The 23,300-nt window shown below is 59.5% G+C and carries 18 protein-coding genes and 1 pseudogene; 11 read left to right on the top strand and 8 right to left on the bottom strand.

The genetic code is table 11. From position 1 onward, the window contains the following. Positions 1-270: 270 nt before the first annotated feature. Positions 271-1,491: an FIST C-terminal domain-containing protein gene (locus IPM54_12080; protein ID MBK9260552.1), complete on the top strand. Its 1,221-nt coding sequence runs from the start codon at positions 271-273 to the stop codon at positions 1,489-1,491. 2 nt (positions 1,492-1,493) lie between these two features. Next, a complete protein-coding gene (locus IPM54_12075; protein MBK9260551.1) occupies positions 1,494-2,177 on the top strand; it encodes an STAS domain-containing protein in 684 nt (227 codons plus the stop codon). A gap of 6 nt (positions 2,178-2,183) precedes the next feature. Here the strand turns inward: IPM54_12075 and IPM54_12070 are convergent, their stop codons facing one another. Continuing rightward, positions 2,184-3,596, bottom strand: a complete 1,413-nt coding sequence (locus IPM54_12070) for a nuclear transport factor 2 family protein (GenBank protein MBK9260550.1) — start codon at positions 3,594-3,596, stop codon at positions 2,184-2,186. 347 nt (positions 3,597-3,943) lie between these two features. Beyond that, positions 3,944-5,500: a hypothetical protein gene (locus tag IPM54_12065; GenBank protein MBK9260549.1), complete on the bottom strand. Its 1,557-nt coding sequence runs from the start codon at positions 5,498-5,500 to the stop codon at positions 3,944-3,946. A 158-nt stretch (positions 5,501-5,658) separates the two neighbouring features. Between IPM54_12065 and IPM54_12060 the strand changes: the two genes are divergently transcribed. The 6 genes from IPM54_12060 (at position 5,659) to IPM54_12035 (ending at position 14,218) form a co-directional block, all read left to right on the top strand. After that, a complete protein-coding gene (locus IPM54_12060; GenBank protein ID MBK9260548.1) occupies positions 5,659-8,523 on the top strand; it encodes a serine/threonine protein kinase in 2,865 nt (954 codons plus the stop codon). Between the two features lie 578 nt (positions 8,524-9,101). Beyond that, positions 9,102-9,773 carry a hypothetical protein gene (locus tag IPM54_12055; GenBank protein ID MBK9260547.1) on the top strand — a complete coding sequence of 224 codons (672 nt, stop codon included), beginning with the start codon at positions 9,102-9,104 and terminating at the stop codon, positions 9,771-9,773. 381 nt (positions 9,774-10,154) lie between these two features. After that, positions 10,155-10,418, top strand: a complete 264-nt coding sequence (locus IPM54_12050) for a hypothetical protein (protein MBK9260546.1) — start codon at positions 10,155-10,157, stop codon at positions 10,416-10,418. A gap of 477 nt (positions 10,419-10,895) precedes the next feature. After that, entirely contained in the window at positions 10,896-11,234 is a 339-nt protein-coding gene (locus tag IPM54_12045; protein MBK9260545.1) for a hypothetical protein, read from the top strand. 17 nt (positions 11,235-11,251) lie between these two features. Next, on the top strand, positions 11,252-11,779 hold the full coding sequence (locus IPM54_12040) for a hypothetical protein (GenBank protein MBK9260544.1): 528 nt from the start codon (positions 11,252-11,254) through the stop codon (positions 11,777-11,779). 690 nt (positions 11,780-12,469) lie between these two features. After that, positions 12,470-14,218 carry an IS1634 family transposase gene (locus tag IPM54_12035; protein ID MBK9260543.1) on the top strand — a complete coding sequence of 583 codons (1,749 nt, stop codon included), beginning with the start codon at positions 12,470-12,472 and terminating at the stop codon, positions 14,216-14,218. Positions 14,219-14,765: 547 nt separating this feature from the next. Here IPM54_12035 and IPM54_12030 read toward each other — a convergent pair. The 4 genes from IPM54_12030 to IPM54_12015 all read right to left on the bottom strand — a co-directional run bounded on the left by IPM54_12030 (position 14,766) and on the right by IPM54_12015 (position 18,531). Beyond that, positions 14,766-15,923: a hypothetical protein gene (locus IPM54_12030; GenBank protein ID MBK9260542.1), complete on the bottom strand. Its 1,158-nt coding sequence runs from the start codon at positions 15,921-15,923 to the stop codon at positions 14,766-14,768. A 419-nt stretch (positions 15,924-16,342) separates the two neighbouring features. Beyond that, positions 16,343-16,495 (bottom strand): hypothetical protein, encoded by a 153-nt coding sequence (locus IPM54_12025; GenBank protein MBK9260541.1) that lies wholly within the window; start codon positions 16,493-16,495, stop codon positions 16,343-16,345. Next, positions 16,492-17,403 (bottom strand): STAS domain-containing protein, encoded by a 912-nt coding sequence (locus IPM54_12020; protein ID MBK9260540.1) that lies wholly within the window; start codon positions 17,401-17,403, stop codon positions 16,492-16,494. Before IPM54_12020 ends, IPM54_12025 begins: the two co-directional genes overlap by 4 nt. Positions 17,404-17,511: 108 nt before the next feature. Beyond that, entirely contained in the window at positions 17,512-18,531 is a 1,020-nt protein-coding gene (locus IPM54_12015; GenBank protein MBK9260539.1) for a hypothetical protein, read from the bottom strand. A gap of 12 nt (positions 18,532-18,543) precedes the next feature. Between IPM54_12015 and IPM54_12010 the strand changes: the two genes are divergently transcribed. Continuing rightward, complete coding sequence (locus IPM54_12010) at positions 18,544-20,028, top strand: VCBS repeat-containing protein (protein MBK9260538.1); 1,485 nt, start codon at positions 18,544-18,546, stop codon at positions 20,026-20,028. 99 nt (positions 20,029-20,127) lie between these two features. Here IPM54_12010 and IPM54_12005 read toward each other — a convergent pair whose 3' ends face one another. Both IPM54_12005 and IPM54_12000 read right to left on the bottom strand, forming a co-directional pair. Then, on the bottom strand, positions 20,128-20,520 hold the full coding sequence (locus IPM54_12005) for a hypothetical protein (GenBank protein MBK9260537.1): 393 nt from the start codon (positions 20,518-20,520) through the stop codon (positions 20,128-20,130). A gap of 88 nt (positions 20,521-20,608) precedes the next feature. Then, positions 20,609-21,789: pseudogene (locus IPM54_12000) on the bottom strand (AAA family ATPase). A 676-nt stretch (positions 21,790-22,465) separates the two neighbouring features. Here IPM54_12000 and IPM54_11995 point away from each other — a divergent pair. Continuing rightward, a complete protein-coding gene (locus IPM54_11995) occupies positions 22,466-22,945 on the top strand; it encodes a hypothetical protein (GenBank protein ID MBK9260536.1) in 480 nt (159 codons plus the stop codon). After that, positions 22,942-23,052: a hypothetical protein gene (locus tag IPM54_11990; GenBank protein MBK9260535.1), complete on the top strand. Its 111-nt coding sequence runs from the start codon at positions 22,942-22,944 to the stop codon at positions 23,050-23,052. The genes IPM54_11995 and IPM54_11990 overlap by 4 nt, the downstream gene beginning before the upstream one ends. Positions 23,053-23,300: the final 248 nt, after the last annotated feature.

The raw sequence follows: 23,300 nt of genomic DNA, 5'->3' as shown, positions 1-23,300 counted from the left end.
CTGGGTACGCAGGCGTGACGACGCCGTGTTCTCATTTTCGCGCCTCTCATGTCTACCCCCATCGTGCCGCTGGTCGACACGCACGAGGCGCCACCAATGAACGAAATGGCAGCCGAGGTTCTCGCCGGTTCGCAATATGACCGCCATGCGCAAACGTCCAAAGCATTGCAATGAACGTGTCCCGGGCATTCCGGTGGCCTTGCAGATTGTTCCCATTTTCCAAAATTCAGCATTGCGCATCCATTGAGCTTCGGTCACCTTGGTGTGACCATGGCAGAGTCCGGGCGCGTCGTCGTCGTCCGCGAAATGGCTGTGGTTTTTGGGGGGATGACCATGCGAGTAGCGACCGTATCCATCGTGCATCCATCATCGACGATTGCGGGGAAAGAAGTTGCCGAGGGGTTGATTCTCGAGCTCGGTGCAGCTCCGCGCTGTATCCTTCTTTTCGTCTCCAGCCGACATGATCCGCGCAGCGTCATGGACGGACTTGGCCGGCGATTGCCCGACGATACCATTGTCGTAGGGTGTTCGAGTTTTGGTGAAATCAACGCCGAAGAAGCGCTCACGGGGTCGGTCACTGCAATGGGGTTTACCGACATCGATTGTGCTGCATACAAGGTGGACCATGTGTTGCCGGATGGCCGCGCTGCGGGTCGCGAGCTTGCAAAACGAGCCAAAGCATTCGAGCCGAATATCCTCATTACATTTGCCGACGGAATCATGGGGAGTCCCGCGGAGCTCGTGCGCGGAATGCAGGATGTATTGGGTACGAAGTTTCCTATCGTGGGCGGCGTGGCTGCCGAGCATCTGGCATTCGAGCGAACGTATGAAATTCATGGTCGTGAAGTGTTGAGTGGTGGCGCGGTCGCTTTGGCCTTGCGTGGCAAAATGGCCATTGCCACTGCAGCAAAGTCGGGTTTTCAGCCCGTCGGCAACGTGCGTACGGTGACGCGTGTGGAAGGAAAAAACCTCATCCTCGAGCTCGATGGTGTGCCTGCATTGCGCATTTACAAAGAATTTCTGGGACAAACCGTACGGGACCAGCAGATGGTGGGTATCGAGTTCCCCCTTTTGTGCGTGCCCAACCTCGATGGCGATTACATGGATTCCGACGATCGCACCAATGTCGTGCGTGTCGTCCGCAAGCTCGACGAAGAACGCGGCGGATTGCTTTTGAGCAGCGAAATCGCGGTCGGATCGAAGGTCCGGCTGACGTGTTCCACCAAAGATGATTTGCTCGAAGCGGCCGGCATAGCGGTGAATGAAGCCCTCGAGAAAGTGCCCAAGCCGGACGTTGCCCTCATTTTTGGTTGTGCTTGTCGCAAGTTGATCCTCGGCTCGAGGTATCAAGAGGAAATACGGCGTGCGTTTCGATGCCTCGACGCTGCAATTCCCAAAGTTGGGTTTTACACCTATGGCGAGCTTTCGCCCGTGCGTGACACGACGGTGTGTCACGACGCGACGTTCACGGTGGTGCTGCTCGGGTCTTGACGATGCGCTGCGCGGAATGTTTGCTTGGAGTTGCATCACAGGCGAACGTGTCCCTCGAGGAGTTCCTCGATACAATGGGCGCCTGTGATGATTGCCCTGCGCTCACCGCGGGTCCGGCCGAATTGCATGTACTTTTGGATCGCCTGCGTCAATGCGCGCATACGCTCCGTAAAACGCAGACCAAATTGCGTCAACGCGAGCAAGATCTCGCGGCGGCATTGGACGAGACTGCGCAATACGAGGCGCGCATCGAGAAAATGGTGCACGTGTACAACCAAAGCGTGCGTGAGCTCGAACCTCAGTTGGCGGTCGTCGAAAAACAAGCCGAGACGATTCGGGCATTGTCGGCGCCCATCCTCGAAGTGGCGCACGGAGTCGTCGCCATCCCCATCATCGGCGCAATCGATCGCGAGCGCGAAGCATTGCTCACCCAGGCATTGCTCACGCGGGTGCACGAGCGACCGACTCGGCTCGTCATCGTGGATTTGACGGGTCTCGACGAGGTGGACGCTTCGACGGCAAGTCATCTCTTGCGCACGTGTGCGGCGCTTCGTTTGCTTGGGACCAAAGTCGTTTTGTGTGGATTGCGTAGCGCCGTGGCCAAAGAGCTCGTCCGTTTGGATGCCGATCTCGCCGTCGTGGAGACGCTGCCGACTCTTCGCGCAGCGCTCGAACGAATTCGTTGAAAAAACTCATGTTTTTTGCGAGAGGCAAGCGCGTCGTTCGCTCGGGGACAACATTTGCAAAGCAATTTCCTCGGGGTCGTCGTGTACGACGACGTGTGCGATTTCTCCAGCAGCCGTGAATTGGAAACATTCGGTTCCCGCGTACGTAATGGGCATTTTTTGATGAGACGCGTCGATTTGCCAATCGACTTCGGCATAACCACGTGGAGCATCGATGCGGACGGCGCGTATGGTGGCGACCATGCTCGGCGCGAATGCTTTCATGAAATTGCGAAACATGACGCGAAGTCCCGCGTGACCTCGAAATGGGCGGCTGCCAATGGGCGATTCGACGGTTCCACTCTTCGAAAACAGCGCAACCCAACGATCGATGTCCATGGTTTCCATGGCTGCGAAATACGCGCTGGTGACCTCGCGAATGCGATTTTCATCGACCGCGGCGGGCAGACGGCTCGATACGGGGTCGGCGCGTTCGAGCTCGCTGACCATGGTGCCGGCATGGCGCCCATACGCAAAACTCGTGAAGACATTGTACCGATAACGGGCGTGGTCGAGAGCGGGATGCATGGGTTCGACGAACCGACTCACGAGCGTTCCGACTTCCACCCCCAATGAACCCAAGCTGCCCGAGCCCAGGATACGCGTGGCCAATTTGTAATGATTGAACAAGAATAGAGCGCACCGATGTTCGAGCGTCGTCAGCGCTTCCGCGAAAGCATGTTCGGTTGGATGAACGTCGGGAGCTTGGTACATGGTCAAAAAAGACAATTCGCGGCGTTGCATGTCCGTGCTCAATTGCGTTCCGATCCGCCGGCATGCGGCCATGGCATCGGCAATTTGGCGTGATTGCGCGCCGCTTGCATCACGAAGACGTACGCGGAGCGGATGATAATCGGCCAGCACCAGGGTCTCGAGGATCATGATGGCGCCCGATAGATAGGTCATGATTTTGGTCGCTTTTTCGATCGCCATGGCGGCCTGTGCATAATTCTGTTTTTCGGTCGACGCTTCGGCAGATGCCAATGCGCCCAGAACGATGAACATCCAGCATTCGATGCTTTGGTGCGTCGTGGCGAACAAGCGATCCTCGGCATTGAACGTGCGTCGTCGGAAAATGGCGCGGATTCTTTCCGGTTGGATCCACGTATCGTAAGGCAACTGCAAGCGCTCGGCGCAGCGGGATGGCATTGACAAACCATACGCAGCCGCGAATTGTTCGACTTCCCCTTCCAATCCCAACAGAATGGGCACTTCGTCGAGCAGCGTGGCATATTCGTCGACAAAATGCCGCACGTTGCGCTTTGGATGCTCGAATGTCCGGAGCACACGTAAATTCGTAGAATGCGACGGCGACGTCGAAAATGTGCTTTCTGGTGGACGTGCATTATCGAGTACGTCGGCGAGGAGCCGAATTTGCATGGTTGCGCTGTTCCACAAACGGTCGATTCGATCTCGTTTGCGTACGTATCGTCGGGTATCGCGCCACGTTTCTTCGATGAGCAAGAACGTCAACTCGAGGCGACACGAGGGCTGCTCGCAAATGCGCCTCGTTTTCCCACGCGGTGGTTGCCTGCCATGATTGCTGTAGCGCATCGAGCGAAATGTAAAGCTCGTAAGGTCGACTGTTCATGATTTCCCCCCAATGGAATCATGAAGTCGAATCGACGATGTTTCGAGCTGGTTCGAATGGCGAAGCGAAGAATTGCAGATTGCGACGATGGTGTCCGTCGCTCACGGAAGTGGGCAGGGCGGCAGTGCAGGCAAAATCACGAACCGCGCCTGCGCCTGCTCGCGAATGCTGCAAGTGACAACAAGGACAGCGCCCATGCAACGTTTCCCGTAGGATCCCCTATCGTACGGCACCCGCAACTCGATGACGCCACCGGTTCATTGCCGCTCGCACCAAAACCGCCTTCTCCGCTGCCGCCATCACCGCCCCCACCTGCGCCGCCCCCACCGCCGCCATTACCGCCCCCACCTGCGCCCCCATTACCACTGCTGCTGCTACTGCTGCTGCTGCCACCAGCGCCACCAGCGCCACCTGCATTGAATTCATAGGCCCCGATATCGATGGCGCCCGAGCTCGGTCGTGACAATGCGGCGCCGCTCGCTTCGACGGTATGGGACGGCGGATGCCACAGCGGTTTGTCCAGCGGCTGAGGAAAATCATGACCGGGTGGCCCCGATGTCGCATTCGCACCTGCATCGACGAGCGGACTTTGCATGTCGATATGCAGGTCATTGGCGTCGATGTTCAGGAAGCCGGGGTTGTCCCCCAGGATCGTGCCGCTCCAATCGGCCGGGATGTTCGTCGTTCCATTGATTGCCCAGTTGTTGCTGCCCGCGAAGAGCGTTTGTCCAGTGCTCCAGTCCGCCTCGACCTCCCTGACCATGTTGACAAAACCGCCGATGGAGAAAAATACGTTGTTATGGGCCTCGACGCTCTCCAGTCCATGAAAGAGCCGAAACACGGCGCTTCCGCCGCCCAGCGTGATCACGGTGTTGTTCACGAAGCGATAGCGACCATTGCTCTGCCCGGTTCCATCTCCCCCGAATCGGACGACGGCGAATGTATTTCTTTTGCGCAGCACGTTGCCGACGACGTCGGAGTCCTCCCGTGCCGTGTTTTCCGACACTCCCCCGGCAGGATCCGGCCCAATCAGCTCGAGCTCGTGGTACATGGCGCCCTCGATCCAGTTATAATAAATCTCGTTGCGCTCCGCTCGCGATTTGACCGAGTTACCACCATTGGCATCATGCACGTAGCAATGCTGCATCCGGAACACGGAGCCGGGATAATCGACCTCGTTGGTGGCCATGTAGATTTGGTGGTCGAACGTGCCTCCGCCGCAATGGTGGACTTCGGTGTATTCGAGCAGCAGGGACCCGGAGTCGTTGTCGGCCCCCAGGATGCCCTGCTTTGGACAATCGTGCACCACCGAATCACGTAGAACGATGTTATTCGCGTGATGATAAAAACAGCGGGACGTACCACCCGACAGATCGAGCCCTTCGAAGACGTAATGATTCGCCGCAGCTTCGATGGTGTTGTTTCCTCCGGTCAACGCGGGACGCTTTCCATTGATGCGGATTCCGCGAATGGTGATTTTTTGCGCCGCTGTACCGGGCCGATCGAAGACGACGCCTCCCGGATACGTCTGGTCCCCGTCCACTTCGACGATATCGCCGGGATTGAGGATTCCGGTGACGGCGCCGAGATTGGAGTAGGTCTTGCCAGGGCCGACTTGGTATGTGGCTCCAAACGCGGAGGAGCCGAGCGTGAGCGTTGCGAAGAGAAGCAAGAGGGAAGAAAGGTTGCGCATGATCCGCTTATACAACAGGTGCCGTAACGATAGAATGGGAAATGTGAGGTACGCTCGAGCAAGATGCGAGCGCGCACGAGAAGCGCTGAGCGGTATCAAGATCATTCGCCTCGAGCGCTCGTCGGTTCTGGTTGTCATCCTGGCGCGATCCATGCAGTATGCCGACGCGCTCCGTGCTTGCCGACAACTCCATCTTCGCGGGTCGCTACCGCATCATTCGCCGTCTCGCAGCAGGCGGCATGGGAGCCGTCTACGAAGCGCGACACATCGAGACCGACCGCTTGTGTGCGCTCAAAGTGATGCTTCCGCACGTGGCGGAAAACGCGACATCGCGCGAGCGCTTTCGCCTCGAAGCGCGGGCCGCGGCGATGGTGTCGAGCATTTATGTCGTCGATGTGCTCGATGCTGGCGTCGATGACGTCACGAGCAGCCCGTTTCTGGTGATGGAGTTCTTGCGTGGTGAAGACCTCGGTTCCCGGATGGCTCGGCTTGGTCCGCTGTCGCCGCTCGAGGTCGGGACGCTTTTGGCGCAAGCCGCGCGGGGCATCGATGCGCTGCACCGAGCATCGATCGTGCACCGGGACCTCAAGCCGTCGAACCTTTTTCTCGCGGAACGCGACGGAGCGGATCCCATCGTGAAGGTGCTCGATTTGGGGGTCGCCAAACGCGTCGCTGATACGGCGGGGACGACGGCCGCCGTGGGCACGCCTATCTACATGGCCCCCGAGCAAATCACCAATGGGAAAATCAGCCCGGCAACGGACGTGTATGCATTCGGAATGGTCACGTATTCGCTTCTCGCGGGGCGCGAATACTGGGCTGATGAAGCGCAGGCGGCGGTAAGTGCGGTTGCATTTGCCGTTTTGACGTTGGATGGACCGAAAGAACCGGCGACGATACGTGCGGCTAGGCTTGGCGTGGTGTTGCCTGCAGCGTTCGATGCGTGGTTTTTCCGGGCTACCGCTCCGGATCCGCAAGCGCGTTTTCCAGGCGTACTGGATGCTGCCTCGGCACTGTGCAAAACGCTTGGCATTGAAGCCAATGCATTACGCGTCGAGCGCGCGGTCACGGCGCCGAGCGATAATGAAAGCAAGCATTTGCCCGGGTTCGACGCGCTTGCACCGACCCTGCCCGCCATTGCGTCGAGCAAAACCCGCACGCAAACGTTATCCCCGGACGGTGCAGCAAAGCCGCCGCATGACATCCAAGGTCATCCTGAACCAACCAAAGAACGAGACATCGACGTATCTCCCCAAAAGAGGTCGAACAATCGAACGAAATGGGCAGTTCCCATATTGATGGTCGTCGGCCTTGCAATCGCGGGAGGGTTGTTCTGGCGCAAGTCGCGCGGGTCAGTAGCGCCGGATTTCGTCGAAGCGATTGATTGCGCGGCCGCCGAAATCCAGGGTCCGAGCGCGACGGCCGAATTGGCCAATGCGCTCGGGAAGGGCGCGTGCGCCCGGCTTGCTATCGAGCTCGGTGTGGCGTGGCATGAATCGCGCGGGCCGCGCTTGCATGTGCACGCCGAGATACGCGCCGATCGAAGTGCACGTGTGAAGCTCGAATTGGCCGGAAAAACGGCCGAAGCCGAAGGAAAAACGCCGATTGCTGCGACAAACGACGCCATTCGGACACTCGCGCCCATGTTCGCCGTGCCGCCCATGCCTCGAGAACGGATTGCTGCGTGGGGTGCGCGTGACGAAGCGGGCGCTCGGCGAATCGAGCGGGCATTACGTCGATATGCGTTCGGTTTCACCGACCTCGAATCCGCGGCCACGAGGATTGTCGCCACGGACGGTGATTCTCCCGTGTCACATGCGATGCTCGCATGTGCATTGAGACACGTTGATCGGACCCGGGCAATGGCCGAGAAAGAGGAAACGCTGAAGCGTCTCGGTTTGTTGCCTGCGGCGCATGCGAAACTGATCGAATCCGAATTGTATACATTTTTGCCGAGCGGTGACGAGCGAGATTCCAGGGGGATGCTCGATAGTTATACGGACCTTTCTACCGATCCCGACTTTGCGGCGCTGTACACCATGTGCGGGTGTATTTGGACGGACACATCCGCACCCATGATCGATTGGCTGACCAAACACGTGCCCGTCATGGGACTGCCCATCACGCGCTGTGCATTTTTCAGTGGCCATACAGAGTCAGAGCGTGAGTCGCGATATCTCGAGTGGATGGGCGCGATATTGCCCGAAATGCGCGGCTCGCACATTTCCAGCTTGCTGCAATCGGCAAGGTTCGAGGAAGCGCGCACGGCCGTGACCATCAAGGAGGCGCTCGGGGACGAAACGACCACCGCTATGGATCTCGCGCACGATCGGGCGCGTGTCGCATTCGCCTCCTTCGACCCGCGGGCGGCTCTCGCGGCCGCCGACGAATTGTTGGGCGACCCGGATCCGGAGGTGAGCGAGGACGGGGCAGCAACACGAATTCAAGCCCTGCTCTTCGCGGGCCAAATTCGGGCCGCGGCGCGCGCGGTCGAAACGGAATTGAATCGTCTCGATCACAGGTCAAGGCATGACAAATTCCTCGATATTGCCGGAAAGCATCTGCAGTTGCAGCGCCTTTTGGGTCGCCCCGCGCCCCCACCGGAACTCATTCGCCAAATCGAAGAGCACCTTCAGCATGCAGAGTCGCGTGCTGCACCAGCGCGGGTCGAGCTGGCATTGTTGCGTGCCCGTGAACCAAGCGAAAAGTCCTTTGGCGACCAGTTCGATGCGCTGATTCGCGATCTGAAGTGGAAGAATGTCAGTCAGGATTTTACCTCTGCGTATGTATTGCCCTTCGTGCGCCTGGGTCGAGGCAACGATGCCGTGACGACGATGTATCGCGAGATTGAAATGCCGAATGCGCGCCAGATGGTGGCATTCGAGGTGGCGCTTGCATTCGAGTCCGTGGGAGCGAAGACCGAAGCGGAAAAAGCATACCGACTATGCATGACCGAGCCGTGGTATTATCCGTTCGAATCGGTAGCGGCGCGGTTGCGCCTCTCAGAAATGGCCCGTGCATAAGGGCGCGCGGATGAAGCGGCCGCATTGGCGGTCATCGTGGACCGAGCGTGGGCCGATGCAGACCCCGACCTCCGTGATATCATCCGAAATCTGAAGTAATATCGACACATGAAGCGCGAACGTGACACCATCACCCTTTCGCTCACGACCGACGGCGGGCACCATTCAGGTGAATCGCGCGCCCCTTTGCTGTTTCTGTGCCTCGAGAGTCACCGGCCATTCGCGCCTGCTGCTCGGTTTTCCCTCGCGCGATTTGGCGAGGTGCATTTGGGACGCGGCGCCTGCCGCAGTTACGAATCATCGGACTCGACAGGGAATTCCTCGCGGCTCGACGTTCGGGTGGACGATGCGTCGATGTCGTCGAATCGCGCATCTTCCCGCCAGTTGCCGAGATGGTTTTCCCATCTTCAACTAGGTCTACTGCGGGATATCGAGCCTACCTCGTTGCGCCTCGCCCCGTCGAGCAATGTGAGCTACGCGTCATCCACCTGCTCGCGCCTCCGACAACCATCCACATTCTCCATCGACCCCACAAAATCCACTTGCGTCCTCGCCCCACATGCTGTCACCTCGCTCGCATGGGAGAAGTCATCAGTTCAGGCGCCAACGTCGACGACATTGCCGAAGACGTTGGCGACGCCTACCAAAACGGAATGGCTCGTGGCGGCGAGATTGCCGAGGCTTGTAAAGACCGCCTCGCACCGTCGGTGCAAGCCATTGAAAATGCCAAAACACTCTACGAAGCGACCCGCAAAGCCGCAAGTGCCGCGTGGGTCATCGTGCTCGCGATGGATAACGATGCCGACAACGCCATCGGCAGCGTGCGCGACGAAATGTGGAATGCGCTTGGCAGGCCGCGCCAGAGCCCGCACATGGACGAAGTCTACCCCGGCGGCACGAAAACCTATACCGCCGGAGATCCACAAGGCCAACCGCTCCGCATGGCGATCCTGCGAGCGCGCATTCTGTCAGCATCGGCCCCGCAATGGCCCGAGCAAAAACGCGCAGCCTGGGCCGACACCATCGAAGCTGCTCGCGTCCCGTATGCGTCGGCTGTCGATGCATACCGGCCCACGGAAGCTGCTGAAACGGTCGCCGAGGCAGGTTACCGCTCCGCCGTCCGCGCCGCGCACGCGCGGCTGGTGAGCTTCAAACGCGACCTGAAGAGCCTGGGGCTCACCGAAGCTCAAATCCACGAAATCATCCCCGATGCCAGCGCCAAGCGCCGGAAAAAAGCTGGCGGCGAATAAATCGGAAGCCCAAAACGCAAATACACCCTTCGAACCTCGTTCGAAGCCTTCCCCAATCGCCCATCGACCCTTCGTTCGTCGACCGAGCCCCGCCTTAGTCGCCCAAAGAAGGGTCGAACGGCGTTCGGCAATGCCTCGTCTTGGACTGTAATGGAACATTTGGGGCATCGGATTGCCTTCGGCGTCCTTCGCCCCAAGCCAAACCTTTTTCCGCCCTGACGAACTTGACGTGTTTGTCCTGGGTGCTAATGGGGTGAGGCGGTCATTCGCGCTACGCTTGCGGGGATTTCGACACTGGACCGGGAAGTGGCGATGGTGTACTTTCAGGTTCTCTGGAACGTGCTCCGCAAACCTATGCAGGAAGCGCTCATGAGGCTGGCCATGGACCAACGATCTGCAGCTCGGGAATTCCCCTTCGTGAAGGAACTGGGGAAGTACATTTACCAAGAGGCGAAGGACGAGGGCTTCCGTGCTGGCGAAGTCAAGGCCGATCGAGAGAAAATTTTCCGACTAGCCGCACGTCGAGGGTTGGTCCTGAGCGGCGAACAGCAATCGCGTATCCGCACCTGCGAAGACCGCCAAGTGCTCGACCGCTGGTTCGACAACGCCATCGATGCATCGACGGCCGACGACGTCTTTCGGTAGTTGACGGTGGCTGCGACGACGTTCTCACGCGGACGCGGCGATAACCCCGTTGCGAGGGGCTCGGGCGCTGGCACGGCGGTTGCGATCCCCGATGCCCAGCTCGAAGCGCCGGAAAAAAGCCGGCGGCGAACAATTCGGAAGCCCAAAACGCAAATACACCCTTCGAACCTCGATCGAAGCCGTCCCCAATCGCCCATCGACCCTTCGTTCGTCGACCGAGCCCCGCCTCAGTCGCCCAAAGAAGGGTCGAACGGCATTCGAGGGAAAGCAAAATCCACAAACAAACCTTCCATCGCCCGTTGGGGCCGACCTCAACACGCGAACGAAGGTTGCTCCGACCACTTCGGTCGGGTTCATTTTCAACAAACAGGGTCTTGTTGAAAATGAGACGAGTTCGAGTGGTCGATGGAAGGGTCGTTTTTGGAATGAGCCAGGTCGGTATTCAATTTTCGAGGGTTGGAGGCGAGGTCATCGATCATGAACGGCGCAATGGAGCCATTTTACCTCTCGGTCGTCGCTTTCGGGGACGGCCGGTTCGCGGAGGCTGCGGAGCATGCTCGTCGCGCCGCGGAGCTCGACCCTGCGAGCAGCGTGTTTCGCGAGGCTGCGGTATACCTCGCGCGGGTCGTCGTCGATGGCAAAAGCGGGGTTTACGTCACGGGCGAGGCGTTCGGCGCCTTCATTCGCGGGGGCAGCAATACGCGCCTCTATCGAGCGACCAGCGCGGCGCTCGGCGACGTGTATAGCGCCTTCCAGGGGGCCGACTTGCTCGATATCGGTACGTCGGCGACGGCCTCGCCCTTTTACCAGCCTTGAACGATTGCATTCGACGCGTGACGCTCGTCGAACCTTCGGCCGCGATGCTCGAATCGACCCTCGCGGCGCTTCGTGGGCGAGGCATTACGCACGAGGCGGCGAACGTGACGCTTCAGCAATTCGTGCGCGACGACGCGGCCGCGTGTTGGGACCTCGCCCAGGCCACGTTCAGCTTGCACAATATCCCTCCCGCAGAGCGCGCGCCGCTTTTCGTATGGCTTCGCCGGAAGGTTGGTCGTCTTTTGATTGCAGAATTCGACGTGCCCGTGTTTGCCGACATGTATTCGCCCGAGCACGTGACGTACGTGGTCGATCGCTACGAAAAGGGGCTGCTCGAATATGCGGGGGATGGCGGACTCGTGGCCCAGGGGTTTTTGATGCCCGTGTTCTTCGGCAACTTCGACCGCAGCGCGGCGCGGACGACGTACGAACAGCCCATCGAAACCTGGGAGAACGAGCTTCGCGCGGCCGGGTTTGGCCGGGTCGAACGGCGTGACCTCGACGATTACTGGTGGGCGCGAGCTCATCTCGTGGATGCACGATGATTCTCCAGCGCGGGGGACGTCTGGCGGAGCCGATTGGCGCGCAGAGCGCGTTGCGATGGCATCAGGGACAGAGTGGACCTCGAGGCGACATGGCCTGCCGTCGCTTGGGCAGGGGAGCGCGTGTTGTCGCCTGAGAGGCCACATGGGGGGCGCGATATGTGGACTTGGAGGCGACAAGTTCGCCCGCGGAGGCGGCGTAAGAACGCCTCATCGATGTGGCACGACACCTGCATTGGCCAATGACCGAACGCGAACGCACGAATGAGCAATCATTCTGCAAACAATGAGGAGGAACCATGAAAACCAAGACCAGCGTCAAGGCCGGCGGCCGAATGACTGCCATCTGACCCGAATCCAACCAGCAACCATTCTGCAAACAACGAGGAGTCACCATGAAAACCAAGACCAGCGTCAAAGCCGGCCCCGACACGAACGGTATCGGCAGAGGCTCAAGCGGAAACTAACCCAACTTCCGCAGTTGGCCAAGCCCGTCGTCAGAATCGTGCTCACCGAACGCTGATTCCACGGAACAATGTGGGCCAGGCATGTGGCCTGAGTTGTTGTGCGCGAGTGATGCGTCGCCGATTTGGGAAGACCCGTCACTCGGCCCTTCCAAACCATGCGTGTAGTGCCAACCGATGGATTTGCGCGGTTTTACCGGAAGGACCATGATTGCAGCAAGAGATCCCGATGTATCTACGTCGCTCGCTGGTCAAGAAAAACGGAACCACCCACACCTATTGGCGATTGGTTCGGTCCGTTCGTCGCAATGGCAGAGTCGTTCAACAGACGGTCGCGCAGCTCGGGAATCTCGATGCGCAGGAGCGAGCGGCCGCGAAGGAGTTGGGCGCTCGAATGACGGGCGGCGCGAATCAAATGGAGTTATGGGAAGATAATCCCCTTCCGCAAACCTTGAAGATTCGAGCGGATCTTGTTCGCCTCGAACGCAGTCGTGATTTCGGCGATGTGTGGCTCGGATGGACGCTCTGGAAGGCATTGCAACTGGATATGTTGTGCGCGTCGTGCATGCCCGAAGGGAAAGAGTCCGTCGCATGGTCCACGATGGCGGCGGTTTTGGTCATTGCACGACTGTGCGAGCCATCCAGCGAATTGCACATCGCCGAGGATTGGTATCGCAAAACGGCGCTCGAAGACATTCTCGATTTACCAGTGGAGCGGGTCAACGATGACCGGCTGTATCGCGCGCTCGACGAGCTTTTGCCGCACAAAGAAGCCATCGAGAAACATTTGCGCAAGCGACTCGGCGAATTGTTCTCGATTGAATATGATCTGCTGTTGTACGATGTGACGAGCACATATTTCGAGGGGCTTGCGGAGAAAAACGAGCTCGCCAAGCGCGGACACAGTCGCGATCACCGCTCGGATTGCAAGCAGGTTTGCATCGCGCTCGTCGTCACGCGTGAAGGACTTCCGCTTGGCTACGAGGTTTTCCCGGGAAACCGTAGCGACATGACGACGGTCAAAGAAATCGTCGAGAGCATGGAACGAAGATTTGGCATCGCGCAACGCGTATGGGTCATGGATCGCGGGATGGGCAGCGAAGCGAATGTGAAATGGCTTGAATCAACGGGCAGACGGTATTTGATTGGCACGCCCAAAGCAGCGATGAAATCTTGGCGTGAGGCGATTTTGGATTCGGCGGGCTGGACGGCAATTCGTGACGGATTGGAAGTTAAGCTGTGCTCGAAGGGATCCGAGACATTTGTATTGTGCCGGTCCGCAGATCGAGCGAAGAAGGAATCGGCGATGCACGACCGATTTGCGAAACGGATCGAAGATGGTCTCGAACGAATCGAGCGGCGGCTCGAGCGAGCCAAAAAGCCCGTGGATCGAAGCACGCTCGAACGCCAAATTGGGCGGCTTCTCGGCGGCAATGAACGCGCGGCCGGCCGCTATCGAATACAAATCGTTTACGATCCAACCAGGGCCGGAGGATTGAAACTTCAGAAAGCGCTGCAATTTGACTGGAATGAATGGGCCCGCGAAAGCGAGGGATGTTATGTGCTGCGCACCAACGTAAACAATTGGTCGGCGCAAGAAATATGGCACACGTACATTCAATTGACGCAAGCGGAAGCCGCATTTCGCATTCATAAAAACGACCTCTCGATTCGACCGATATGGCATCAGAAAGCCGAGCGAGTACAGGCGCACATTCTCGTGTGCTTTCTGGCGTATGCATTATGGAAAACGCTGGAACAGTGGCAGAAACGTGCAGGATTGGGCAACAGTCCGCGCACGATTCTCGAGGAGCTTCATCGCATTCAATGCGCGGACGTCATCATCCCCATCGCAGGAGAAGCCGGGCGCGAACTGCGGATTCGTTGCATCGTCCGTCCCGAGCCTGAACAGGCAGCCCTGCTCGACCGCCTCGGGCTACGCCTACCCGAGCGCATCCGGACCCCACGCGTCGCGTAGATTTGTAGTGCCAACTTTGGGCCGTAAGTGCTTGAAATTATTGATCTGCCCTGGCCCAACTGCGGAAGTTGGGCTAGCAGGAGCCGTACAGCCTCGATGTGCTTCATCAGCACGGCGTCCAGGAGCGGAGACCCTTCTTTGTTCGCGTCCCAGCCGTTGACCCTGGCACCGTGCCTCAGGAGCAGCACGACGGAATCGATCGGTCCCGCAGGCACCGGGGGGGCCTCGTCGATCGCTTCGAACGCTTCAAGTTCGGCAATCGCAGCGTGCAATGGAGGCAGATCTCCAAAAGTTCCGTAGCGAGACTTACCTGGCTCATTTGGATCCTCGCCACTGGCGAGCAGTCCTGCCACGCGATCGACGTCGCGAGTCTGAATGGCTTCCAGAAGTGCGTCAGACATAGATCTCACTTTCCTGCCTGGGGATGGCCTTTGGCACAAACGATCAATTTCAGGGCTTCGCAGTTGTTGATTCCTTTCTGGAATTCGTCAATCGGCTTCTTGTGCTTGTCGTCGGGTTTGCCACCAAAGCACTTGTTCTGAACCTCTCATCGGGCAGCCAGGCAGGCCTGCCTTTGCTGGATGGCGAGCTTGACCGCCGAGCAAGGAATCTTCTGGAACTTTGGCTTGGTGTGGTCACCACTGCAGTTGGCGGCGTATTCACCATCGCAAATCTTGTGCATCTCCGTTTCCAGACGAGCCATCTCCGCGTCGTCGCATGTTTGGTTCGGATACCTCCGCGACGCGACAACCGGCGCCGCCATCGGCATTGGCTGTGCGGCCGACGCCGGTGCAGGCACAGGCGTTGTGGCAACCGGCTTGCCCTCGACGGCAATGATCTCGTAGGCCGCGATGGCTCCCACAGCGAGCAGCCCGACCGCCAAAATCCCCACCGCCACAGCGTCTCCGGGACCGGGAGCGGGTGAATCCGCTTGCGACGCTAGAAGTGCCGCGGGCGCAGCCCTGGTCATGACCCTCTTGAATGCGGCTTCGACGACAGCGCTCGAAGTCGGAGGCATGTCGCCGATGAACCTCTTTTCAGCAGCCGATTGCGCTCGTTCATAACGCACCGTTTTGACCCAGCCTATCTGCTCGGCACGCGTCATGATCTCGTCGTAACCAAGCATGTCGATGACCAGTTGCCCAACCTTGGCCATGGTGCGTTTGTCGCCGTCGATGAATTTCTCCGGCTTGGCCACCACCTTCACGGCTACCGGAAGCACAATCGTATACCCTTCGGCTTCGAAAACCAATTGACTGACGATAATGGGCACGCCGGGGATCACGTTGATGAAACGGGCAATCGAATGGTGCTGCTCGCTCGCATGGTCGAGCTGATACTTCAATGTCTCCACGCCCTGACGCAAAGGTTCTTTGGCAATGGGCATCGCGCGGAGCGCATTCCGCATGCACGCGCCCAAGTCGTAGGCCGTGTTGGGAATGCCGTCAATGGTGACGTCATCTTTGTCGCCATCCTCATTCATCTGAACCGTCGCGTTGAATTCGTGGTGCCCCGGCTCCAATAGAGATCCATATTCGGCTACGCAATCGCTGGATCGTATGACCATGCCATCCGGAAGATTCGGCCGATCGATCCCTCCGTCCGTTTGCGTCGCGCGTACCAGACCAAGATGACTCGTGCAGCCGATCAGCGTAAGCGCAGTCGTACCAGCTCCGAAAAAACTCATCGCCAGCATCGTACGCATGGGTTTACTCAATGACGCCATAAGCCCGTCCCCTTCGAGAATGTACTTGTCGGACAACCGCCCCGCAGCCACCACTACATCGCGCGAAAATGAGATGCAAGTTCGGCATCACGATGGTCGGACGTGTAATGTCCTATGGTGTATCCCACGCGAAAGGGAGAAGGGGCGATCGCGGCAACGCTGCTGGCGCTCGACAACTCTACCCGTACGAAACGCTGCTCGAGTTTGCCGGGTGTGCGGTGACGAATCGACATTCGTCCCGCCCACGCGACCTCCAAAGGTCACACGAGCAAGGCCGGCCCTTGCAACGACCACTCCCTGATAGTCGCCAATGCTACACTCGTTCCCAACCCGTCAACCACCAGAGGTCACGCCCACCAGGACAGTTCCTGCTTGCACGACCCCCAGGGGGCGCCCGATCAAGCCTCGCCCTTATCCGCGCCACCCTCGAGGTTCGCCGAAGCAGGATTGTTCTTGTCGGCTTGACCCCTGGTTTCCCGGCGCGGATTGGCCCCTGCGTCGGGTTTTTCCGGGTGCCCATAAGGCAGCTTGCGGACGACCGAGATCGTCACTTTCGTGGCATCGCGACAATCCGTTGATTCGTTCGCGTCAGCGCCTGCCGGAGCCCCTGCTCCAAGCTCGCCGCCGTGCTCAGGCGCCCAAAATCGACGTCCAGATGCATCAAGGTCTGCGCCATGTCCGGCGAGATGCCCACCAGAATGCAATGCGCACCGAGCAGCGCCGCGGCCGAGACGGTCCTCAATAGATGCGAAGCGACGGACGTATCGATCAAGGGCACACCCGTCACGTCCACGATCACCTGGGAAGCCTGCTGATGCACGATCGCCGCGAGCAGATTCTCCATGACCTGTGCGGCGCGAACCGAGTCGATCATTCCGACCAGCGGCAACGCCAGGATCCCCTTCCACAGCCGGATCACCGGCGTCGAGAGCTCGAGGATCACCTGCTGCTGCTCCTTGTACCGGTTGAAGTGCTCCGACAGCTCGCGCGTCCTCTCCGCCACCGCCGCCTCGAGCACTTCATTCTGCGCGCGCAGCTCGTCTTCGCTGTGCTTGAACTCGTCGAGCTCGTAATGCAGGAGCACGGCTTCGATGAGCTCGCCAGCCGCGTTTCGCACGGGAAATAACGACGCGCCTACCCACCGTTCCTTGCCCGCGGTCACCGTGCTTTCGTGGGGATCGTAGCGAATCACGGGCAGATGGACCGGCTCGCCGGTCGCGAACGCGTGCCGAAAACGACGGAGAAGCCCACGAGCCTCGAGCTGGGGGTCATCGAGGACGACGTAGCCGGCAAGGGCCGCGAACGGGATCTGCCACAGCTTCTCGAAACCCTCGTTGACCTGGAGGACGTGACCGCGCGAATCGTACACCACCAGGCTTATCGTCGTGTTGTCGACGATCGCGTGGTACCTGCGCGCCGCGACCTTCAGCTCATCGACTTGCCGCCGAAGCTCCTCCACCTCCCGGACCAACTCTTCCTTGGACTTTTCGTCTGCCGTCATTGCTCGACCATACGCCGATCGGCGTGCGCTCGGGACAAAAAAACGATGGGCATGGCGGTGTGAAGTTCAAAGGCAGCGATACGACCCTTCGAACTGTACACACGCGAGCCCGAGGCCACACACGATCGGCTCCGGGCCTATATTCGAATTGATCGAGCACGGCATGTCCTCGCCAACCGACTGCGGCGTCATGCACCCCCATTGCTTGGTGCAAACGAGCGGCTCGGCGCAGGCCTTCGCATTCGGCTGGTCCGGATCACAAGCGTCGTACGCGAGCCCGTCGTCCTTGGTGACGCACGTGCCCGGCCAAGCGCCCGCATAACAATCGTCGTTGTTGTTGGAGCACAAGAAACGCGGATCGTCCCTCTTCCCAGTGGGCACCGGCGGGCTGTAACATTGGCCCGTGGAACAAGCGCGATGCTCGACGCAATACGCGCCCGCCGCAGCGAGCCCCGGGCGCTTGCAGACGCCAGGATACCCGCACGGGTTGATCCCGCCGCAAATCGTCGTCCCCTCCGGCACGTCCTCCGGCTTCGTGCGCCCAAGCGGCTCGCAGACGAAGTCACCCTTGCAACCGCTGAAGCCAAACACGTCGCCCGTGCCCACACTCGATGCGTTGTTCCAAAAGCATGGGCCATTCTCACCCTGCAGCGGCTTGCATCGGCCAAGCCGATCGGGATCCTCCGGCGCCGCGCCGTAATTGCAAAGCAGCCCGTCGATGCAATCATTGTTCCGCAGACAAGGTTTGTCCTCCCGCCCCAGCTCCTCACAGATGTTGTCGAAACGACAAATCAACCCAATCTCGCATTCCTCGCCACACGGCTGCCCGCGCGGAGTCCGTTTCTCGCAGTTGTTCGTCTGGAGCGAGCAAAAGTAGGGCTCTTCGCAGTCTTCGCGCGTTGGGTGACAGACGTTGATCGTCCCGTCTGCCGTCTCGATGACCTGCACTTCGCAGCCGAACACGCACTGCTCGCCCAGGCTGTGCTTCTGACAAGACGACGAGAGCAAGGCGATTCCCGCGAGCAGGCCGAACGCGAGGAGGACGCCCGTTCTCTTGCGTTGCACTGTGGATTGTTTTCGCGCCATGATGAGCACTCTATGGGAAACCAACGAACACAGGAAAGAAAAAGGCATGATGTACGGGGACTTGCGGCGAGCGGCCTCGTCGCGGCGAGCTTTCTCGGCGGATGCGGCGAGCCTGCCGATGCAGGGGTCGTCGTGCCCGTCGGGTGGAGCGAATCGCTCGGGACGCCGAAGGTAAAGCTCGCGGCGAATCCATCGCGCGACGTGGACTGGAATGGCGACGGCTTCGCGGACCTCGTCACGCTGGACACGTCGCGCGATTCGAATTGGGTCGCGTTCTACCCCGGCGGCAAGACGGGCATCCGCTTCGACGAGGGCTATTACCGGCGCGCACCCGGCGGCGACTACGCGACCCTTGTCTGGGTCTCCCACGCGGGAGATGTCGACGCCGATGGGTACTCCGACTTGCTCGTCGGCAAGGACGTGCTCTCGAAGCAAACGCAAGTCTTTCTTTATCGCGGCGGCCCCAATGGGCCCACGGATCCCGAGGCCGTCGTGCTCGAAGAGTCCACGCCGCCCACCGAGGAGCGCGCCGGCATACTCGGATATCCCGCCGGCGACCTCAATGGCGACGGCTACGCCGACGTGCTCGTCCTGCGCCCCTTTGCGAGCGTCGCCGTGCATTACGGCTCCGCGAGCGGCCCGAATGGCAAACCGGACCTCGAGTTTGGCAACATCGGAAGCAACAGCCTCGTCGGCGTCACCCCCGTCGGCGACCTGCAAAACGACGGCTACGATGACGTGCTCCTCGTCCGGCGAGCGACCATGGCGGACAAAGCCGACGTGCAGCTCCACCGCGGCAGCGCTTCGGGGCTGTCGACCGAGGCCACGCAGATGCCCGGCGAGCTCACCTTCGGCGGCATCACCGGCAGCGTAGGCGGCATCAGCCTCGACTTCGACGCCGACGGCATTGGGGACCTCATCGGCTACAATTGGCCCAATGCTTTCCTCAGCCCTGGACCGAACAGCAATGCGGAGACGCCGCGTGTTTGGTATTCATGGCTCCGCGGCGACACCGTCGGCTTTTTCGGCAACCTCCGCGGGATGGCCACGTGGAAATCGTCGAGCCCGGTGTACGGAAAATCGTCAAAAGCCGTAGGCGCCGACGTGAACGGCGACGGCCACGTCGACGTCATCGGCTCCTACGAGCTGGTCGACGATGGCACCGGGCCCCTGGAGCTCAACACCATTCGAGGCATTGGGGGCTTTTACGGCGGGCCTTCGCGCACCGAGGAAGAGGCGACGGCGCTGAGCTTTGCGGTCCCCATCAACCAGAAATACATCGACGCCGCGAACACGAATTTCATGGGGCGCGCGGTCGGCTGCCCGGGTGACATCGACGGCGACGGTTTCGAGGACTGCGTGCAGATCGGCGAGTCCCGCGTTTTCCTTTATCGAGGCTCACCCAATGGCCTGCGCCTCGCCGAGGAACGGCTGCTCGTCACGGACACGCGCACGGTCGCCACCCGCGCCACGCTCGTGTCGAAGCTTTTCCAATAAAAACCCCCCGAACCTCCCTTGCCATCATCGGCGTGCGCTTTGTCGAGCTCGTCCACGTACATCGGCCGAGCGTGTCCGTCGTGATGACGGCGGAGGACGTCAACGCGACAGGGGTAGCCGCAGGCATCCGCCGGCGAGAACAATGCCGGCCTTGACCATTTGCCGATATTCAGTCGTGTTGACACTTAACGCCGTCTTGCCACTCGCGACCCAGAACCAAGCACGGATGCTTTTTTTGCCTCCTGCAAGCTCCGCATCGGCTTTTTCCTCGGCCCACCTTTTCTTCCGCACCAGCAACTCGACTTCACGGGGCGTGACGGGGTGAACTTCGACCCCCACGACCCGCATCGAAGTATCTTCAGTGCCCAGCCAGTAATCCCACCGCGCTTCGTTTTTCTTGGCGGGATGTTTCGCATACGCTTCGTCATCGAGGGCGATGCTATCGGTGACGAGATGCGGCGGGTTGCAAATAACCTTTTCCGGCTCGGCCAAAGCTTGCTTTCCGGGTTTTACGTGCGCATGCAAGAAGCTTTTGTTCACCAGCGCCTTCTCGAGCGCACCCTTTTTTCTTTGCCCGCGATTATCCATTGATCGCCTCGGCCACGACCCGGTTGAAGTTCGAGCTGAATGCCGTCAGGCCACCCCATCCCGCTTCGACCAGGTTCTCGGCAGATGGATCCAACCCTGAAATATCCGTAGCCACGACGGATGGCTCGTCGGCCGATTCTTCGAAGTGCATGGCATACGTGCGCAGGCTCTTCGTGAAGACCTCCTTCAGGACGGGATTGGTTCTTTTATTGGCGGGAATATCAAAAGCCTTCGCCAAAAGGTGGTGATTGGCACCATGCTCCTGCAACTGCCGAATCGCAAAGACCACGTCGAGCACGAGCGGCGCGTGCGTCGAAATGATCACGCGATAACCACGCCAGAGCAGGTCGAGCACGAGGAGCATCACGACCGAAATCGCTCTCGGATGCAAGCCCATTTCCGGCTCTTCGATGACCACCCAATCAATCTCTGGGACTTTCCGTTGCTGACGCGCAGGCAGGAGGTGATAGAGGCCCAAGAGCAGCGGCGTGAATTCGCGTTGCCCGGCTGTCCACGTCATGAATGGGAGCCGCGCATCACCATACCGAAGCTCCAGCCGCTTTCGAAGCGCTTCCTTGTCGAGCTGCACACGGCCGCCATGGAATACCGCATTGTCAATTGCCGTCCGGTATTCTTCTTTTAATCGCCGCGGCACGGGGAGAGCTCCGTATCGTGTGGATCGCCGAAGAGCGCAAACAAGTTCTGGCTGAACAAGCGAGCGATTGCCGGGGTATCGGCGTTCAATCTTGCAAACGGCGAAGGCCAGCCATCGGCAAGCAAGGTTGCACGATGGGCGGGAATATAAAACATCGACGCATTCTTCGATGCACGACTCCGGGCAAGCTTTTCGGGCACGAGGGTTTTTTTGCCCACCCGAACGTCCGTCTTTTTGTGCCAAGCGTGGTGCATTCCTTGGCCAAAGTAGACGTCCAGAATTTCTTCCCTGGTTCCGACGGTATGGCCCGCATCGCGGAGCGCGGACAAGACTTCTGGCGCGTCGAGGGCGAGTTTGAAAAGCTGAAGGATCAAACTTTTACCCGAGCCTTGCGGTCCGACGAGGACGGTCAAATCGCCGAACGAAACGGTCGCCTGCCGAATCTGGGCGAAGTTTTGGACCGATAGCGTCTCGTAGGTGTGCTCGGGGATTTGGGGTGCTCGTGCTGGGCGGCGCATGTTCGATGGGGCTCGTTCTGCTTCGTCGCGACATGCTAGGCGGCATGGTCTCGCCCGTCAACGAAGTTGTTTGCCGGAGGAGAACACCCCTGTTTGTGCCGATTGCCCTTGGGCGCCCTTTTCTCCGCGGGCGCGTCACACAATCAGGTTCGCTTTTTCAGGCCCCGCCCTGCCCGCCTGTCGCTTCGGGTTCCGCCTCGACCTTGGATTTCGCCGACGGCTTCGCGCCGCCGTCATCTCGTCGGTCGCAGGGTCTTCATCGGCGACCATGAGCGATTCATCTGGCGCCTTCCACATGGTTGCGTGAGCATGGCCCTCCTTTTTTCGGCTGCTTCGCATGGAACAAAGAGTTCATCCCCCTCGGCCTCCTTGCCCGCGCCGAATTGTACATCCACACGCAGGAATTCGCGAATGCCCGACGCGATCTCGGTCGCCCGAAGAGAGCCTCGCGACCGGCACTGCCGTTATGGCTCAACCTGATCCAGACTTCGCGGGACGACCGCAGGCAAACCGTAGTGTGCCAACACGTGATATCGAGCTTTATACGCACGTAGTGGACTTGATTTCCGATTGGCTTCTTTTGCGTGGATGGGCGAATTGGACGGGCTTTGCCACAACGTCGCGACCACGGTGGCCCGGCGATTTCGATCTTCGTACGTACGAGGTTCAGCACAAATTGCAAACCACGTTGTGGCCCGGCAGCCTTCCTGACCTCGAGTTCTCGATAAACGCTTTGGGTCATGTGGTCGCCCAAGCATACGAGCTCTTCACGGAACACTGCCGCAGTCAAGGTGATTATCTGGTGGGTTATCCATTTTATGATGAAGCAATTGGTAACCCGGAACTGCATAAGCGGTTGGTCCACGAATATCTCGCGTGGGAGCAAGCATGCCAGTTCCTGGTCTACGAAGCCACAATGGTAGTGAATTGGTTTGCTGATGTCGTACGCCGCGACCTAAATCCGGATTTCTTTCGGTATGAAGGGCGATTTGCCGTGCGCGACACGACGTATCCAAGTCTTCGCGGGGCAGTAGGTGTTTGCGCATATGACGACGACACGCGGCCCAAAGACTTGGACGCGGTGAAGCAGCGGGTCGCCGAGATTGTCGCTCCTTATCGAGCGCTCGTAAAGGAGCATGATGCCTTTGAAAAATGAGCATCGACGCTCTTGCTCATTTTGGTGGCAATCGTTCGGCGACGGCCCGCGCGCTCGGCGTCGATGTGAGAACGATTTTTCGGTATCTCGAAGACCGAAAACGATGATTGTTTTGCGCAAGGCCCGTCGCAACGACCATGCATGTTTCATCGTCACCCCGGCCGAAGTAGCCCACTCGGCGCGTATGGCGACATGCCATTTCCGGACGGGCCGCGCTGGCGGTCCCCTTTTCAAGCCTTTACAACCCCGTCCCCATCATCTCCCGCGCCCGTCTCACCATGTCATCGCCACCTCGAAAACGTTGCCCAGCGCTTTCCACCCTTCATAATGCGCATGCAAAACACTTCCCCCACCC

It is taken from the genome of Polyangiaceae bacterium (assembly GCA_016715885.1).
Taxonomy (GTDB): Bacteria; Myxococcota_A; Polyangia; order Polyangiales; family Polyangiaceae; genus Polyangium.
The sequence above is the reverse complement of the archived record's forward strand: the minus strand, read 5'-3'. Positions and strand labels throughout refer to the sequence as shown.

Excerpts from the sequence above, each read along its gene's own strand:
- IPM54_12010 (MBK9260538.1), top strand. The coding sequence starts at position 18,544 with ATGGGAAACCAACGAACACAGGAAAGAAAAAGGCATGATGTACGGGGA.
- IPM54_12060 (MBK9260548.1), top strand. The coding sequence starts at position 5,659 with ATGCCGACGCGCTCCGTGCTTGCCGACAACTCCATCTTCGCGGGTCGC.
- IPM54_12080 (MBK9260552.1), top strand. The coding sequence starts at position 271 with ATGGCAGAGTCCGGGCGCGTCGTCGTCGTCCGCGAAATGGCTGTGGTT.
- IPM54_12015 (MBK9260539.1), bottom strand. The coding sequence starts at position 18,531 with ATGGCGCGAAAACAATCCACAGTGCAACGCAAGAGAACGGGCGTCCTC.
- IPM54_12070 (MBK9260550.1), bottom strand. The coding sequence starts at position 3,596 with ATGCAAATTCGGCTCCTCGCCGACGTACTCGATAATGCACGTCCACCA.
- IPM54_12050 (MBK9260546.1), top strand. The coding sequence starts at position 10,155 with ATGGACCAACGATCTGCAGCTCGGGAATTCCCCTTCGTGAAGGAACTG.
- IPM54_12075 (MBK9260551.1), top strand. The coding sequence starts at position 1,494 with ATGCGCTGCGCGGAATGTTTGCTTGGAGTTGCATCACAGGCGAACGTG.
- IPM54_12045 (MBK9260545.1), top strand. The coding sequence starts at position 10,896 with ATGAACGGCGCAATGGAGCCATTTTACCTCTCGGTCGTCGCTTTCGGG.
- IPM54_12035 (MBK9260543.1), top strand. The coding sequence starts at position 12,470 with ATGTATCTACGTCGCTCGCTGGTCAAGAAAAACGGAACCACCCACACC.
- IPM54_12065 (MBK9260549.1), bottom strand. The coding sequence starts at position 5,500 with ATGCGCAACCTTTCTTCCCTCTTGCTTCTCTTCGCAACGCTCACGCTC.
- IPM54_12055 (MBK9260547.1), top strand. The coding sequence starts at position 9,102 with ATGGGAGAAGTCATCAGTTCAGGCGCCAACGTCGACGACATTGCCGAA.
- IPM54_11990 (MBK9260535.1), top strand. The coding sequence starts at position 22,942 with ATGAGCATCGACGCTCTTGCTCATTTTGGTGGCAATCGTTCGGCGACG.
- IPM54_12030 (MBK9260542.1), bottom strand. The coding sequence starts at position 15,923 with ATGCGTACGATGCTGGCGATGAGTTTTTTCGGAGCTGGTACGACTGCG.